Genomic DNA, 17,421 nt, shown 5'->3' with positions numbered 1-17,421 from the left:
AGAGTCAAATTTAGTAATAATTATGCAATCACCAAATAAAACATAATAAAAAATGCAAAATTTAAAAACCTGACTATCAGATATATAAAATTATATATCAAAAAACCACAACAATTCAAAGATTTAAAAAATAACATTATAAAACTTTTATGAGTAACAATTTAATATCCCTTGAAGAGCTCGCAAGCACCACTTCACCTCACATTTCGGGGAATTTCGGGAATATTTTTCATCCTGACAATTATGATCATTATCGTAATGCTGTCAACAGTACTTTAGACCTCGTTCAGGAATTCCTGTACAGAAACAACAAGCCTTTCAGTGGTATAGAAGCTAAAACAATGAAAGGAATGGTACAACAGATCGACCTTAACCAAAAACTTTCCAATTATAATGAGCTTCTGGCAGAAGTAGATGAAATCTATGTGAAACATGCCACAGCTTTTCATCTTCCGCAATATGTGGCACACCTTAACTGTCCTGTAGTAATCCCCGCATTGGCAGGAGAAATCCTTGTAAGTGCTATCAATTCTTCTCAGGATACTTATGATCAGAGCGCCGGAGGAACTTTCATGGAAAGAAAACTGATCGACTGGACTGCCGGTCAGATCGGATATAATACGAATGAGAGCGATGGTGTTTTCACCGCGGGGGGCTCACAGAGCAATTTAATGGGACTGGTCATGATGCGTGACTGTTTTTCTCAGAAAAGGTACAACCACAATATTAAAATGGAGGGTCTGCCATCGGAGGCAAGCCGTTTCAGGATCTTTGTTTCAGATAAATCTCACTTCAGCAATCTGAAAAATGCGTCCATTATGGGACTGGGTGAGAAAAGCATTGTGAAAGTTCCTACTGATGAAAGATTCCGTATGGATATCTCTCTTTTGAAAAAATATATTAAAAGAGAAGAGCAGTTAGGAAATATCCCTATTGGAATCGTGGCGACAGCAGGAACTACAGATTTTGGAAACATTGATCCACTGGAAGATATCGCCAATATTGCAGAGCATTATAATATCTGGATGCACGTAGATGCAGCTTACGGTTGCGCCTTATTATTGAGTGAAAAATACCGTGATCTGATCAATGGAATTGAAAGAGCAGACTCTGTAACGATTGATTATCATAAATCATTCTTCCAGCCTATCAGCAGCAGTGCTTTTATTGTTAAAAATAAAAAAGAATTGCTGATTCTTAAACATCATGCCGATTATCTGAATCCGAAAGAAATGGATGAGGAAGAAATTCCGGCACAGATCAATAAATCCATTACCCAGAGTACGCGAAGATTTGATGCTTTAAAGCTTTGGTTTACCCTAAGAATGATGGGGAAAGAACAGTTGGCAGAATACACAGACACGGTGATCGATCTTACCAAAGATGCTGCAGCCATGATTACGGAAGATGCAGATTTTGAACTGCTTTCAGATTCTGACTTAAGTGTTCTTGTTTTCAGATACATAAATTCTGAAATCAGTGATCTGAATGCCCTGAATCAATACATCAAGATGAAACTTTTCTACAGCGGAGAAATCCTTGTAGCAAGTACAAAAGTGGATGGAAACTTCTATCTGAAGTTTACGTTCCTGAACCCGATTACGACTACAGAAGACATTCATCAAATTCTCACCACAATCAAAAAACATGGAAAAGACTTTAATTCAGAAAAATAGAACAGGAGAAAAAGCCCGGGAAATTACTTTCAGAATTCTGCTGAACGGAATGTTGAGAGAACTGGGAAACGGAAAATTCTATCAGGGAGTTCCGAAATATGATCTTCTCACAGCAAAAGCTCTCCAGAACAGCGATTATTCACTGTTTATGAGATTTGAAATGAAGAAAAGCGGACTGTTTTTATTTGCTCCGGTTTCTTATCGTTCCGAAACTCTTTTTCATGAATATGAACCTGTTTTGTGGGCGGTAGATCATCAAAATCAAGAAGTTTTTGAAGTGAATGATCAAAAACTGACAGAATTGGTTTACAAAGAGTTTTCTGAAACAACCAATGAAAAAGGATTCAGAAACTTTGTAGAAAGAATTCAGAGCAGTTTAAGAAATCTGGAACTGACAACAGAAGCCTGTCTTCAGGATGATCAGCTTTTAACGTATTCTTTTCTTGAATCTGAACAAATGCTTCCTGCGGGACACAATCTGCATCCTTTCACCAAATCAAGAATGGGGTTCTCCGAGGAAGAGCAGCTTTTATATGGCCCTGAATTCAGAAAAGGATTTCAGCTGGATTATTTCCTGATTCATAAAGACTGCATCACGGAAAAATCTCTTCCGGGGATTTCGGCCAAAGAGATCTTTCAAAAATGGGTATCCATACCGGAAAGTTATGATTTTGAAAACATCAATGATTTTTACATCGTTCCATGCCATCCATGGGAGGCACAATATCTTTTATCAACAGCAGAATACCCTGAAATGTTGGGTTCCGGGAAAATCATTCACATCGGACCTTTAGGAGAGGATTTTTATGCAACATCTTCCATAAGAACGGTATACAATCCGGATTTCAGCTGGATGTTGAAATTTTCTCTGCATGTTTTAATGACAGGTTCTGTAAGAACAAACAGTTTAAAAGATCTCAATAGAGGTTATGCTTCGGCGATCTGGTGGCAAAATATAAAGGCTTCATTTGAACCAAGTTTCCCGAATTTTAAATTATTGCTGGAACCTTCTACGTTAAGCGTTCATTATGGAGGAAAAAATATGGACAGTCTTAATATACTGCTCCGTGAAAATCCTTTTTCCAATGAAGATAAAGTGATTTTATTAGCAAGACTTTGCCAGGATGAATCTACTGACGGATTCAATTTTACGACCCATTTCTTTAAAAATGTTGCGAATCAATTGGGTGTAGATGCAGAAAAAGCAGCTATTATCTGGTTTGAAAAGTATGTAAACCTATTGCTTTCGCCCTTAAACAGGTTGTACGATCAATTAGGCATGGCACCGGAAGTTCATCAGCAGAATCTGCTTGTTCAGCTGGATAATCAACTTCTTCCTGAGTCTATTTATGTAAGAGACGGGCAAGGTTATCTGATCAAAGAAAGTTTTAAAGGAAAATATGAATCTCTGATCAAAAATTATCCTGAAATTGAAGATCTTTTCATTAGGGATGAGCGTCTTCTGGACATTATTTCACACCATCTTCTGGTCAGTAATCTGAGCGCACTGATTGCTTCCATAGGCAAAACGGGACTGGTTAAAGAAAGAAGATTAATCCATATTCTGTACAGGGAGTTTGAAAATCTTCATGAAACTGAAACCTCATCGCTAACCGATTATGCATTGAATCAAAGGTATTGGGCTGTGAAATCAAACCTTCAATCCGCAGTGTCCGATGTAGACGGAGGCGTGAATGCTTCTTCAATTTCTTATGCTCAAGTTCCGAACCTTCTTCACAAACATTTCTTCTCGGATCAGCTAATCAATCCGCAGGGAACAGAAGTTTTCTTTAAAAGATACTTCCAGAAAGAAGATGTGACGATGAGTATGCGTCCTATTGATCTTGAAAATGACCTTGAAATGCTTCATGAATGGTTCAACCGTGAACATGCCGTAAAAATCTGGCAGATGAACTGGCGCATTGATGAGCTGGAAACGTACTACAGGCTGATGCTACCAGGTGATGAAGCACACAGTTATATCATCGCAGGAAACGATGAACCTTCCTGTAATATTGAGGTGTATTGGGCTTGCAGAGATATCGTAGGAGATTATTATGAAGTACTGCCTACCGATTATGGAACACACCAGTTTATTGCACCTATTGATCCTAAAAAGAAATTTGTATCTCCATCCACTCAATCTATGGTTGACTATGTTTTTGCACAGCCACAGGTAGGAAAAATGGTAGGCGAAGGATCTGTAGACTCTCTTGCTTCTATGATGAATAAAGCCCATGTAGGATTCAAAGTAGATAAAGTAATAGAAATGCCTCATAAAAAGGCTAATCTGAACTTCTGTTACAGAGAATGGTACTGGGAAAAATTCCCACAGAATAAAGAGGTACAAATCACCACAAACATCACAAAAAATGACTAACGAAGCCGTATACAATGTAATAGGCATAGGTATAGGTCCTTTCAATCTGGGACTTGCCGCATTATCTAATCCGATTTCAGAACTGAAAACCCTTTTCCTGGACCAGAGAGATGGTTTCGACTGGCACCCGGGACTGATGATTGACCATGTAACCCTGCAGACCCCATTTTTATGCGACTGCGTTTCCATGGCTGATCCCACGAATCCTTTAAGCCTTTTGAATTATTTGAAAGAAACCGGAAGACTGTATAAGTTTTTTATCAGAGAAGATTTTTTTATTCCGAGAAAAGAATACAACCGTTACTGCCAATGGGTCATTGAACAGCTTCCGCAATGCCGTTTTTCTACTCAGGTAGTGGATATTACTTTTGAAGAAGGTTTATATCATGTAACTACGATTCACACCAAAACCAAAGAAACTACAGTTTTCAAAACAGAAAGACTGATTTTGGGAACAGGAACACAGCCTCATATTCCTTCTTTCATTCCGAAGGATGATTCCCGTGTTATTCATACAAGTTCTTATCTGTATAGAAAAGAGGAATTGCTGTCTCAAGGAAAGAAGATTGCCATTATCGGTTCTGGCCAGAGTTCAGCAGAAGTTTTTTATGATCTTCTTCAAAACAGAAATGAAGATACACAACTGGGATGGTATTCCCGTCCGGACAGATTTTTCCCTATGGAATATTCTAAACTGACCCTGGAACTTACTTCTCCTGATTATGTTGAATATTTCTACAACAGAAGCGAATCTGCAAGGAAAACCATTTTAAGCAAGCAGCAAGCTCAGTTTAAAGGAATCAATTACGACCTGATCAATGATATCTACGATTTTATTTATGATCTGAATATCGACAATGCTGATCCTAATCTTAAAATTATTCCTAACAGTCAGTTGAATAGAGTAGACAACAGTAACCCGGACTTCATCAATCTCGAATTTACCCAACTGGAACAGGAAGTACCTTATGATCAGGAAGCGGATTATCTGATTTTAGGAACAGGATACCGTTACCACGAGCCTGCATTCTTACAAAATATTCAGGATAGGATCAAAAGAGATTCCAGCGGATTGTTTGATGTGAACAGGAATTATTCAATAGACCACAACGGAGGCGAAATCTATGTGCTTCATGCTGAAGTACATACCCACAGCTACATTTCTACAGATCTTGGAATGGCGGCTTACCGTAATTCCTACATCATCAATGATATTCTGGGAAGAGAGCATTATAAAATTGAAAAGAAAATTGCTTTCCAGGATTTCGATGTAGAAAAATATGCTGATTTACCAACTGCCAAAATTTAATCAAAAAATGAACACCAACTTAAAAAATACAGTAAGCCAGGAAAACTGGAATCAGGCTAACAGAAACCTAATGGCCAAAACCATCGCAGAACTCATGCATGAAGAGCTTCTGAAACCTGTGGTAACCTTTGAAAATAAAGACGGATATACTGTTTTCAAACTTGAAACAGGATTTGAAAACATTTCGTACAGCTTCCGCGGACAGAAAAGAATGATGGATTACTGGCATATTGATAAAAACAGCATTACAAAAACAGAAAACGGTGAAGATTTGTCTTCAGTAGATGTAGCGGCTTTCTTTCTGGAAATGCAGACTGTTTTTGACTTAGATCCTTATACCATTGCAAGATACACGGAAGAATTACTGCATACGCTGTATTGTGATGCTTTAATCTTATCAAGAGGAGTGATGTCTTCAAAAGAGCTTGCTGATGCGGATTATCAAACTGTAGAGCACAATATGACAGGACATCCATGGGTAATTGTGAACAAAAGCCGATTAGGTTTTTCTCCTCGCGATCTGAAAACATTTGCCCCTGAAGCCGATGAAAATTTAAAAGTAATCTGGCTGGCTTCTCATAAAAGCAGATCGTCATTCCAGTCTTTGGAACATATCAACAGAGATGAGTTTTATCGTTCTGAAATAGGAGAAGATCTATATAATGATTTTCAGCAGCAGTTGTTGAGCAAAAGAAAAAATGTTGAAGATTATCATTTTATCCCCGTACATCCATGGCAGTGGGAGCATAAACTTCAGATTCATTTTGCCGGAGATATTGCTTCCGGACTTTTAATCGAGTTAGGAGAGGGTAGCGATACCTACAGTCCGCAGCAGAGTATCCGTACTTTATTCAATGTAGATCATCCTAAAAAGAGATACCTGAAAACGGCTGTTTCTATTCTGAGTACGGGAAATATCAGAGGATTATCACCTAAACAGATGAAAATTGCTCCTGCTATTACAGATTGGGTAAAAGGTTTGATTAAAGACGATGCTTATCTGGATAATAAAGAAACTATTTTCTTAGGAGAAGAGGCTGCAATTACCTATTTGCATCCACAATATGGAGCTATTGCCAGTGTGCCTTATCAGTATAATGAATTCCTAGGCGCATTATGGAGAGAAAGTGCTGAAAACTATCTGAAAGAAGACGAACAAATGGTAACCATGGCTTCTTTACTGTATGTAGACGAACATGGAGTTCCATTGGTTCAGGCATTTGCTGAAAAAGCAGGTGTGAGTATCAAAGAATGGATTGAAAGCTATCTTGATGCCTATCTTACCCCATTATTACACATTTATTACACGCATTCATTATGTGTAACGCCACACGGAGAAAACATTATGGTGGTTTTGAAAAACGGAGTTCCGAAGAGAATCGTAATTAAAGACTTTGTGGATGACATCGTTTTAACAGCTGAAGCCAGAGAAAAGCTTCCTGCACATCTTGCAGATGGTTTGATTCAGTCTTCCAACAAAGAAAATATTCCATTATTTATTTTGCTGGGTGTTTTTGATGCCTTCTTCAGATATCTGTCGAATGCTTTGCATACCTATTCCAACTTTAATGAAGAAACATTCTGGGAACTGGTTCACCACTGTGTAGAAAATTATAAAGCTGAGAATACCCATCTTCAGGAAAGATACGAAAAGTATGACCTGTACGTGCCGGCATTCAAAAGATTCTATATCAACAGTCTGCGTCTGAAAAATAACGGTTACAGTGAAAACAAGGCATTTGCTATTCCGAGAAAAGACGGAGCACTGCCTAATCCGTTGTATCAGATTGCCAATAAAAACTCAGTAGCAGCAGTATGAGGAAATTCCTGCATCTCCTAAAAGAAGGAGCGGTTTTTACGTATGGAGCCATAGCCGGAAAAAAAGTCGAACTGACTTCCGGAAGTATCAACCGTTCCATCTTTAGTCTTGCCATTCCCATGGTGATGGAACTTGTCATGGAATCTGTTTTTGTGAGCGTCAACCTATTGATTATTGCAAAATTAGGCGACAAGGTTCTTGGTCTTGTGGGAATTACAGATAACTACATCAACTTCGCTTATGCCATCGCAGTAGGTTTGGGAATTGCAGCAGCAACCCTTACCGCCAGAAGAGCAGGTGAAAAAGATAAAGAAGGAATGGGCAGAACAGCCCAATACATCATCTTGCTGGCCCTGTTTTTTGCGGTGCTTATTGGTGGGATTTCCTGCTTTTTCGCATCAGAAATCGTTGGTTTTCTGGGAATCAATGCCAGTACGGTAACAGATGGAATTTCTTTCTCAAGACTGGTTTTCTTGAGTATCGGGCTTGTGATTCTCCGCCTTTCTGTGAATGGACTCTTCAGAGGGGCTGGTGACGCTGATATTGCTATGAAATCACTTTGGATCTGCCATATTTCCAATATCATCTTTGCAGTGATCCTTGTTTTCGGATTAGGATTTATTCCTGCTTTCGGATTGATGGGATTGGCTTACGCTACTGTTTTATCAAGGCTTTTAGGCGTTTTATACCAGGCCTTTGTATTTGTGTCCGGTAAAACCAGTATCAGCATCAGAGTTCCTTTACAGCTTGATATTCCGTTACTGCAGAAGATTCTGAAACTCGCCTTTGGCGGATTGGTACAGTATATCATCCCCACATCCAGCTGGCTGATTATGGTGAAGATTATCTCCACTTTCGGAACTACAGCGCTTGCAGGATATATCATTGCTCAGCGTATTGCTTCAGTAGCCACAATGCCTGCCTGGGGAATAGGAAATGCCGCAGGCGTTCTTACAGGTCAGAATCTGGGTGCCGGAGAGCCGGAACGTGCAGAAAAAACAGTCTGGAGAGCCGGAACAATTAACATGACGTATCTGGTACTTGTAGCCTTATTCTGGCAGATTGCAGCGGAATATGTGGTGAAATTTTTCACTACAGAAACTGAAGTTGCAGGATATGCAGTGCAGTATATCCATGTGGTATCTATGGCGTATCTGTTGTTAGGATTTACCATGGTGATCAGCCGTGCTCTGAATGCGGCCGGAAATATTCTGCAGGTTACGCTGCTTTACCTCGTGATGTTTTATGTGATTCAGCTTCCTCTGGCTTATCTCTTAGGAGTAAGGTTTCAATGGGAACTGAGAGGAATATTTACCGCTATCGTTTCTTCAGAAATTGTTCTGGCAGTATTATTCCTCATGATTTTTAGAAATGGAAAATGGAAAACTATAAAAATTTAAAATGAACACTACAGAAGAATTTTATGAAATTATCGCCTCTGCCATCGCCATAAAGAAAGAACTGGTAGATGAAAAACTAACGTATCAGGAAATCCCGGAATGGGATTCTATGTCCCACCTTCTGATCGTAGAAGCGCTTGAGCAGTTTTATCAGATCAAATTTGATTTTAACGATATTCTGGAGATGGGAACCGTGGGAAAGATTCGCGAAAAAATGAAAAAATACGAAGTATTCGTAGAAAACTAAGCCTATGAAAATTTTAGAAAATGTAATTGCCAATAAGAACCTGGCGTTTACAGATGCTTCCACCGGTACAGCAATACCGGTGGGAACACTGTACCGTACTTTAGGCTTAAACCCGGTAGAAAAAGGACTGATGTTTTTGTACAATGACAATCAGCTGCCCAGCATTGAGGTGCTTCTTAATTTTTACGGAACAGCACACACCATTGCAGTATTGGGACAGAAACTGCATCAGGAATTCAAAGAACGTATTGAGGCGGAATATCGTCCTAAATATATCTTTGATCCACAGAGAGAAGCCATTGAAGGATACAGCCTGAAAGCATTCTCAGACAACATCAGCATCTTTGCAAAGGATGATTATAAAAGTGAAATTACGATTCATCCTGACATCAAGATCCTTTTGAGTACTTCAGGGACAACAGGTGTTCCGAAACTGGTTAAATTATCTGATGAAAGCCTTTATCAGAACGCATTGAGCATCCTTCAATATATGCCGGTTCAGGGAACGGATGTAGTTCCTTTAAACGTTCCGGTCAACTTTGTGTACGGGTTCTCTATTTTCACCACCAACTGTATGCGTGCCGGAAGAATCGTGTGTACAGATAAAGACATTATGCAGAAAGCATTCTGGGATGAAATGGATGAGTACGGCTACAGTACTTTGGGCGGAGTTCCTTTCCTTTATGAAAATCTGAACAGAATAGGATTTTTCAGAAAAGATTCTCCAAGTCTGAGGTATTTTACCCATACCGGAGGGGTGATCAATGCTGAGCTGAGAAAAACTCTATTCTCTTATTGTCATGAATTTAAAAAAGAATTCTTTGCGCAGTACGGACAAACAGAAGCAGGAGGAAGAATGGCTTATCTTACCACAGAAGGATTGCTGGAAGAAGAAACATCAATTGGAAATGTGGTAGAAAGAGGAAGCTTCAAAATTGATCCTGAAACGGATGAATTACTTTTTTCTCACGTAAGTATTTTCGGAGGCTATGCCAATAAACTGGAGGATCTTGCTACGTATGAGCAGCCTTCCGTACTGCATACCGGAGATACTGCCAGAAAAGGTGAAAACGGAATGTATTATATCACAGGAAGAATAAAACGTATCATGAAACTTTTCGGAATACGTCTTAATCTGGATGAGGTAGAATTTATTCTTAAAAATGAAATGCCGGGCAATACCTTCGTGTGTCTGAACGCCAATGATAAAAAAATCGTGGTGTTGTATGATAACCCAGATATTGATCCTCAGATCATCACCGAAACCATTAAAAATAAACTGCGTATCAACCCCCAATATGTACGCACAGAACGTATAGAATCATTCCCGTTATCACAAAACGGTAAAATAAACTATCCCCTGTTACAAAACCTACAGCATGAAAACATCTAAAACCCTTATATTACTTCTTGGTCTTGCTTTATCTTCCAATTCGCTTTCTGCACAGCAGGGCGACAGAGTTGATGGCAAAATCATGCTGTCTGAAAAAGCACCGGTAAAAAACGCTGTTTTAAGACTTGTCAATACGTCTTATCAGGCAAAAACCAATAATTTAGGAGAATATTACTTTGAAAATGTGCCCCCTGGAGAATATACGCTTCAGGTGGTTTTAAATGACATTGAGCTGATGAGAGAGCAAATCTACATTCAGAAAGATGTCTATGAGATCCCTGCTATCTATGCCCCTTTACACAGTAATGTGATTGAGGGAATTACTGTATATGCAGTGAGCAGAAATAAATTTTTGGATAAAGACAGTACTTCAGTGGCCAAAATGCCTCTGAAAGTTCTGGAAAATCCACAGGCTTACACAAGCATCAACCAGCAGATCATGAAGGAACAGCTTACTTACGATATTTCGGAAGTACTGAAAAACGTTCCGGGTATGGTAAAAATGCAGGGAAGCCCGGGAAGAGGTTCAGGAGACGGAAGTTTCTACTACAGCCTTAGAGGATTTCCTACCAAAGTATCCATGGTAGATGGTGTTCCTGCAACCACCAACGGAGAAATAGATCCTGTCGATATTGAACGTCTGGAAGTGATCAAAGGACCTTCAGGAACATTGTATGGTGGGGCCGTAACTTCTTTTGGAGGTTTGATTAATGCTGTCACTAAAAAACCTAAAGATTATTTCGGAGGAGAAGCTTCTTATCTGATGGGAAGCTACAACCTGAACCGTGTGACAGCTGATGTGTACGGTCCTATTACAGAATCCCGAAATATGCTGTTCCGTTTGAATGCCGCTTATCAGTATCAGAACGGATTCAGGGATTCTGAATTCAGAAAATCGTTCTTTGTGGCACCTACTGTAAGCTATCAGGTTAATGACAGATTGAAATTTAACTTAGGCGCACAGATTTACAATTATGAAGGAACCAACACTCCGATTATTTTCCTTCCGAGAACAAGGCAATATTTTGCCCACAATCCTGACGAGCTAAGCTTTGACTGGAAAAGGTCTTACTCCAACAATGATATGACCTTAAAAGCTCCGTCTATCAATGTAAAAGCAGAGGCGAATTATAAAATTTCAGATCAATGGACTTCACAGACATTGCTTTCCAGAAACTTCAGAAAGACAGAAGGATTGTATCAATATCAGTTTATCAGAGGGACAACCAGTGATGCTTTGCTGGAACGCAACGTACAGTGGCAGAATTCAGAAGCTTCTTCCACAAGTATTCAGCAGAATTTCAATGGACAATTTAATATCGGGAAAATTAAAAATAAAGTCCTGATCGGATTGGATTATCTGAATCAGACGATCAATAACAACCATTCTCCAATTGTAGTCTTTGATAATGTTAACGGACAAAGTTTAGAGGGGTATCCGAATATTTCTAAAGATCTTGCCCTTCAGAAAATCCAGGCTGTTACTCAAGCTGCTATTGCAGTAGGTAAAACACCTTTGGTAAGAAATAATTCTGCATCCAACCTTTATGGAGTCTATATTTCAAATGTAACCTATATTACAGACCGTTTGATCACCCTTTTAAGCTTACGGATGGATCACTACGAAAGTAAAGGACAGCTGAATATAAATGATAACAAACGTAAAGATGACTTCAAGCAGACCGCATGGTCTCCTAAAGTGGGAATTGTATACCAGATTCTTAAAGACCAGTTATCTGCTTATGGTAATTATATGAACGGTTTCAGCTATACAGCACCTGTTACACAACAGTTACCAGACTACAGCGGAGAGATGAAACCTCAGATGGCGAATCAGTGGGAAGTTGGAATTAAAGGAAATCTTTGGAGAAACAAAATTAATTTCACCGTTGGATACTATGACATTCTTGTGGATAACATCCAGAGAGGAAGCGGCGTAATCCGTGACGGAAAAGAATACAATATTGTTGTTCAGGATGGAAAACAGAGAAGTAAAGGAATTGAAATAGAAACCATCATGAATCCTGTTCAGGGGTTAAACATTATGGCCGGATACAGCTATAACCACAGCAGATATGAAAAGGCAGATCCTAATGTAGATGGTCGTCGTCCGGAATCGGCAGGTCCTGCGAATGTATTCAATTCATGGATCAGTTATATCCTTCCAATCAATGGACTTCAGGGACTTGGAGTTGGTTTCGGGGTAAACCGTGTCGGAAAACAGATTACCGGAAACAAAACCGTTACCGGACAGTTTGCATTCCCAGCCTATACTTTAGTGAATGCTTCTATTTCCCTTGAAAAAGAAAGATACAGATTAGGGTTTAAAATGAATAACCTGGGCAATGTGCAATATTTTGCAGGGCAGGGAGTGATAGTCGCTCAGATGCCTCGTAATTTTGTTGCTGAGGTAAGCTTTAAATTTTAAGAATGAAATTAAAGTTGAGAAAAATTGCCTATCAGTTACATCTATGGCTCGGACTAACGTCCGGGCTTGTAGTTGTTATTATGGCCGCTACGGGATGTATCCTGGCTTTTGAAGAAGAATTAAAACATATTGTTCACCCCAACAGATATTACGTTGAAAACATCGGAAGAAACAAACTTTCATTGGCTGAACTTACAATAAAAGCAGAAAAAGCCCTTCCCGAAGATTTAAAAGTCAAAAGAGTAGTGATGTCTTCCAATCCTTCACGAACGTATGTGTTCCGTACTCTTAAGATGGATAAAGAAGCATGGACGTATTGGGGAACTTATCTTTATTATTATCGAATTTATGTAGATCCTTACACCGGAAAAGTACAGGAAATAGAAGATGCCAAAAAGGATTTCTTTGAAATTGTACTGGATCTTCACAGGAGACTTCTATTAGGTGAAAAAATCGGAAAAACAATTACCGGTTATTCCACATTGATATTTGCTGTGATCCTTCTATCGGGGCTTGTGATATGGTATCCCCGAAAAATGAGTAAAGCCATGCTGAAAGGAATGTTTTTCATTAAAACATCTGCTAATTGGAAAAGGATTAACTATGACGCTCATAATGTGTTGGGATTCTATTCCGTAATTCCCTTGCTTATTATTTCGTATTCCGCATTGATATGGAGCTTTGAAGATGCAGACCAATGGATAAAAAATACGTTCAATGGAAATACGCCCATGGAAAAGAAAGCCAAAAGTACAATTCCTTCCGTAAAATTTTCAAACCGTGAAAATATCCTTAATCTGATCGGAAATACTATGGAAAAAGGATTGAAAGATAAAAAATCAGCACTTATCAATTTTCCTAGATCGGAAGAAGGAACGTATTACGCTGAATTGGTGTATGACGAAAGGCAGTACAGAAATGAACATTTTAATTTTGATCAGTATTCAGGAGAAGTTTTAAAATCTCAATCGTATAAAAACAAAAATATCGGATATGGAACTGCATTAAGAGAAAGAAATTATGATCTTCACACCGGAAGCATCTTGGGACTAACCACCAGAGTTATTTATTTTCTGGCAGCCATTATCGCTTTATCACTACCGATTACCGGTTTTATTATGTATTTGAATAAGAAAAAGAAGAAACCCAAACATAAGAAAAACAAAGTAGTTTTTCCTTCTCATCATTAATAAAGAGAAGAGGTTATCTCAAAGAGTAATAATCCGGCTTTTGTCGTTCTGACGAAGGAAGAATCTCATTAATAACTTAGGTTAAGAGATTCTTCACTACATTGATGAACTAAGTTCGCAGACTTTTAGTCTGTGTTCAGAATGACACCTCTGAATAACCTCTTTACTTATATTATATATACAATATCAAATTTTATCAGAGATAAAATCCTCGCGCCTTAAAACAAGTTATCTTCATCTCATTTGCGCCCTTGCGTTTTCCAACCAAGAAATATGCAATTAATTAGATTATAAATCAACCAATCAATTCCTTCACATTTTTTGAGAAAACCTCAATTCCTTTATTCATCTCTTCAAAATTAAGGTCTCCAAATCCTAATCGCATGGCCGTAAGTCCTTTATTCTGATATAGCAAAGTTTTAGGAATGAAAAGATTATCCTTTGCACAGTTTCGGCTTAGCTGCATCAGATTCAGCGGAATATTCCATTCCAGCCATATGGCAAGGCCGCCCGAAGGTTTCTGGAAGGTCATAAAATCACCCAGATTTTCCTCCAGCAAAACAGAAAAATAATCACGCCTTTCCTGATAAACTTTTAAAGACTTCTTCAGATAACGGTTGATTTCTCCTTCGGCAATCATCTCTCCAAGCGCTCTTTCCATCAGAATATCGCCCTGACGGTCTATAATTCCAAGATATTTACGCATTTCTGTCATCAGATTCTCAGGCGCAACAATAAATCCTGTTCTGAATCCCGGAGCTAAAGATTTTCCGAAAGACCCAATATAGATCACCATTCCATTCGTATCAGCACTGGCTAACGGAAGAATTGGACTTTTATCATAATGAAATTCATAATCATAATCATCTTCCAGTATAATAAATCCGTATTCGTTGGCAAGCTCCAACAGTTCAAATCTTCTCTGCGCACTCAAAGCAACAGTAGTAGGATAGTGGTGATGCGGAGTAAGGTAAAGCATCCGTATTTTCTGCTTTTTACAGGCTTCCCGAACGCTTTCCACCATAATCCCTTCCTCATCAATAGGGATAGAAACAATATCAACACCCGCTTTCATAAAGATCATATTGACCGAGAAATAACTCAAAGCACCTACCAATACAGTATCACCAGCCGAAAGAAGAATCTCAGACACAATATAAATACTCATTTCTGTACTTCGGGTGATGAGCAGGTTGTTCTTGGAAATAGGAAGTCCGCGGGAAAGATTCAGGTATTGGGATAAATGTTCTTTAAAAAATTCACTTCCGTCATGATTATAATGTCCTAAAGCTTTCTGGTTGGATTTACGTTTCAGGATAGAACTGTAAAAACGGGAATGCTGCCCGATCTGAGTCAAACGGATATCCGGTACCCCATCATTAAAGACATACTCACAGTCCGAATGTTCAAAAGGATTATCCAGAATATTGGATGTTTTAAATGAAAAACCAGTGGAAACAGGATATTTTTGAAGGTTATTCTGTTTAAAATCATTCAATTTGACAGGTTTTTCCTGATCTTTTCCGATCACAAAAGTTCCTTTGTTCGGAAAACTCTCTGTCCAGCCCTGAGCCGACAGTTCATCATACACCGCAACGGCTGTATTTCTGTGAATTTCCAGCATCTCGCTGAACGTTCTTGTCCCGGGAAGTTTTGTTCCGAAAGGGAGAAACCCTCTCTGAATCGCATTGATGAGCTGATTGGAAATCTGTAAATAGATAGAAGTCTCTGATTTTCTATCAATTTTTATAAAACTTTCGTAAGGAATCTTAACCGGACTATCCATAATATAAAAACTGGCACCATGTAACCATCCGGCAATATACTATTTTTGACATCAAAATAAAAATCTATGGAATTTCATCATCTGTTAAAAAAAATTGTACAGGAAGGAAACACCCACGCCAGGTGGCTGAACACACTTTCTTTTATGGAAAATGCCGGTGCAAGGAAAATATCAAAATGTGAACATCCAACATTGGTTTCTCAGATCCAGCTGAAACATGCTGCTGAAGAACACCGCCATGCTTATTATTTAAAAAAACAAATCGGGAAGATAAATCCTGCACTCTGCAAAACCTACGAAAGCACAGAACTTCTGGCTCCTATTGCAACAAGCCAATATCTTCATTCATTGGATATTAAAGCCTGCCGCTATCTTCAGAAAGCTTTTAATCTTGATAAAACAGATATTAAATATGCAGCCTATCTTTTCGTAACCTATGCCATTGAGGTGCGTGCCGATGAGCTTTATCCTGTATATCAGCAGGCACTTACTGAAGCATCTTCTAAAATCATGGTAAAATCTATTATTCTGGAAGAAGAAGGGCATCTGGAAGAAATGATTCATCAGCTCAATGAATTTTCACCAGACTGGAAACACCATGCAGATCATATTCTCAACATAGAAAAAGGACTTCATGAAGAATGGATCAATGCGATTATCCAGGAAGTAGCCCAGTTGAATTATGCTTAGCAATGCCTCTCGTTTTCAGGAATTTCTTGACAAAAGAAAAGAAAAGGGAACATTAAGACGTTTGCAGATTCCGTCTGATGGAGTTGATTTTTATTCCAATGATTATCTGGGGTTTGCAAAAAGTAAAGAACTTCAATATTTACTGTTGCAAAAGATTATGGACACCCCTCAAATGCTTTCCGGAAGTACAGGTTCAAGGCTGATTAGCGGAAATAGTGATATTGCAGTTTCTGTGGAAAAGGATATTGCCCAAAAACATCATTTCGAATCAGCATTACTTTTTCCATCAGGATATAATGCAAATCTGGCCTTATTTTCTACCCTTCCCAGCCGTCATGATGTCGTTATTGTGGATGAACAGATTCATCGGTCGGTACATGATGGCTGTAAACTATCCAATGCTAAAAAGCTGAAATTCAAACATAATGATACTGAAGATCTTGAGAATATTTTAAAAAGACAGGAAGGACATTGTTATATCGCCATAGAAAGTCTTTACTCTATGGAAGGAGATTTTGCACCTATTCAGAAAATCGCTGTACTTGCCGATATGTATAAAGCCTCTCTGATTGTTGATGAAGCCCACGCATTCGGCGTTTTTGGATATGGATTGATTGAAAAATATCAATTACAGAATCATGTTTCGGCAGCAGTTGTGACCTACGGAAAAGCCCTTGGAGCTCACGGAGCAGCAATTCTTTGCAGTGAAACAGTGAAATCTTATCTCATCAACTTTGCAAGTCCGTTCATCTATACGACATCAGCACAGGATTTCCAGTGGATGAGTATAAAAACAGGATATGAATTTTTAGATCAGCATCATGAACTGTCTGTAAAGCTTCAGGATAATATTAAAATTTTCCGAAGCCAAAATTTACAATCTCCATCAGCAGAAAAAAGCCCGGTTCAGGCTATTGTAATTGCGGATAATCAAAGATTGAAAATATTACAGCAAACTTTATCTGAGGAAGGGTTTTTAACCTATGCCATCTACAGTCCCACGGTAAAAGAAGGAAGTGAACGGTTGAGAATATGCCTTCACAGCTTTAATACAGAAGAGGAAATTATGAAACTGACAGGAATTATTAAAGAATTTATTTAAA

Annotated in this window: 12 protein-coding genes; 11 read left to right on the top strand and 1 reads right to left on the bottom strand. The window is 38.6% G+C overall.

The features are described from left to right. Positions 1-149 precede the first annotated feature (149 nt). The 9 genes from EK417_RS13280 to EK417_RS13240 are packed head-to-tail and all read left to right on the top strand — an operon-like array spanning position 150 to position 13,842. Entirely contained in the window at positions 150-1,676 is a 1,527-nt protein-coding gene (locus EK417_RS13280) for a pyridoxal phosphate-dependent decarboxylase family protein (protein WP_136522415.1), read from the top strand. Then, the gene (locus EK417_RS13275; RefSeq protein WP_136522414.1) at positions 1,648-4,056 is read left to right on the top strand and encodes a GNAT family N-acetyltransferase; all 2,409 of its coding nucleotides are present in this window, start codon (positions 1,648-1,650) and stop codon (positions 4,054-4,056) included. Before EK417_RS13280 ends, EK417_RS13275 begins: the two co-directional genes overlap by 29 nt. Next, on the top strand, positions 4,049-5,365 hold the full coding sequence (locus tag EK417_RS13270; RefSeq protein WP_136522413.1) for a lysine N(6)-hydroxylase/L-ornithine N(5)-oxygenase family protein: 1,317 nt from the start codon (positions 4,049-4,051) through the stop codon (positions 5,363-5,365). The genes EK417_RS13275 and EK417_RS13270 overlap by 8 nt, the downstream gene beginning before the upstream one ends. Positions 5,366-5,372: 7 nt before the next feature. Further along, positions 5,373-7,184 (top strand): IucA/IucC family protein, encoded by a 1,812-nt coding sequence (locus EK417_RS13265; RefSeq protein ID WP_136522412.1) that lies wholly within the window; start codon positions 5,373-5,375, stop codon positions 7,182-7,184. Then, complete coding sequence (locus tag EK417_RS13260) at positions 7,181-8,584, top strand: MATE family efflux transporter (RefSeq protein ID WP_136522411.1); 1,404 nt, start codon at positions 7,181-7,183, stop codon at positions 8,582-8,584. Before EK417_RS13265 ends, EK417_RS13260 begins: the two co-directional genes overlap by 4 nt. Before the next feature lies 1 nt (position 8,585). Continuing rightward, positions 8,586-8,831 carry an acyl carrier protein gene (locus tag EK417_RS13255; RefSeq protein WP_047374822.1) on the top strand — a complete coding sequence of 82 codons (246 nt, stop codon included), beginning with the start codon at positions 8,586-8,588 and terminating at the stop codon, positions 8,829-8,831. A gap of 4 nt (positions 8,832-8,835) precedes the next feature. After that, complete coding sequence (locus tag EK417_RS13250) at positions 8,836-10,224, top strand: AMP-binding protein (RefSeq protein WP_136522410.1); 1,389 nt, start codon at positions 8,836-8,838, stop codon at positions 10,222-10,224. Beyond that, positions 10,211-12,652: a TonB-dependent receptor gene (locus EK417_RS13245; RefSeq protein WP_181446081.1), complete on the top strand. Its 2,442-nt coding sequence runs from the start codon at positions 10,211-10,213 to the stop codon at positions 12,650-12,652. Before EK417_RS13250 ends, EK417_RS13245 begins: the two co-directional genes overlap by 14 nt. A gap of 2 nt (positions 12,653-12,654) precedes the next feature. Then, positions 12,655-13,842, top strand: coding sequence for a PepSY-associated TM helix domain-containing protein (locus EK417_RS13240; protein ID WP_136522409.1), 1,188 nt, complete (start codon positions 12,655-12,657; stop codon positions 13,840-13,842). Positions 13,843-14,137: 295 nt separating this feature from the next. Here EK417_RS13240 and EK417_RS13235 read toward each other — a convergent pair whose 3' ends face one another. Beyond that, positions 14,138-15,628, bottom strand: coding sequence for an aminotransferase-like domain-containing protein (locus EK417_RS13235; RefSeq protein ID WP_136522408.1), 1,491 nt, complete (start codon positions 15,626-15,628; stop codon positions 14,138-14,140). A gap of 66 nt (positions 15,629-15,694) precedes the next feature. On the opposite strand from EK417_RS13235, the gene EK417_RS13230 reads away from it, so the two are divergent. Both EK417_RS13230 and EK417_RS13225 read left to right on the top strand, forming a co-directional pair. Continuing rightward, on the top strand, positions 15,695-16,318 hold the full coding sequence (locus EK417_RS13230; protein ID WP_136522407.1) for a hypothetical protein: 624 nt from the start codon (positions 15,695-15,697) through the stop codon (positions 16,316-16,318). Next, complete coding sequence (locus EK417_RS13225; protein WP_136522406.1) at positions 16,311-17,420, top strand: aminotransferase class I/II-fold pyridoxal phosphate-dependent enzyme; 1,110 nt, start codon at positions 16,311-16,313, stop codon at positions 17,418-17,420. Before EK417_RS13230 ends, EK417_RS13225 begins: the two co-directional genes overlap by 8 nt. Position 17,421 lies beyond the last annotated feature (1 nt).

The organism is Chryseobacterium candidae, assembly GCF_004916905.1.
Classification (GTDB): Bacteria; Bacteroidota; Bacteroidia; order Flavobacteriales; family Weeksellaceae; genus Chryseobacterium; species Chryseobacterium candidae.
The sequence above is the reverse complement of the archived record's forward strand: the minus strand, read 5'-3'. Positions and strand labels throughout refer to the sequence as shown.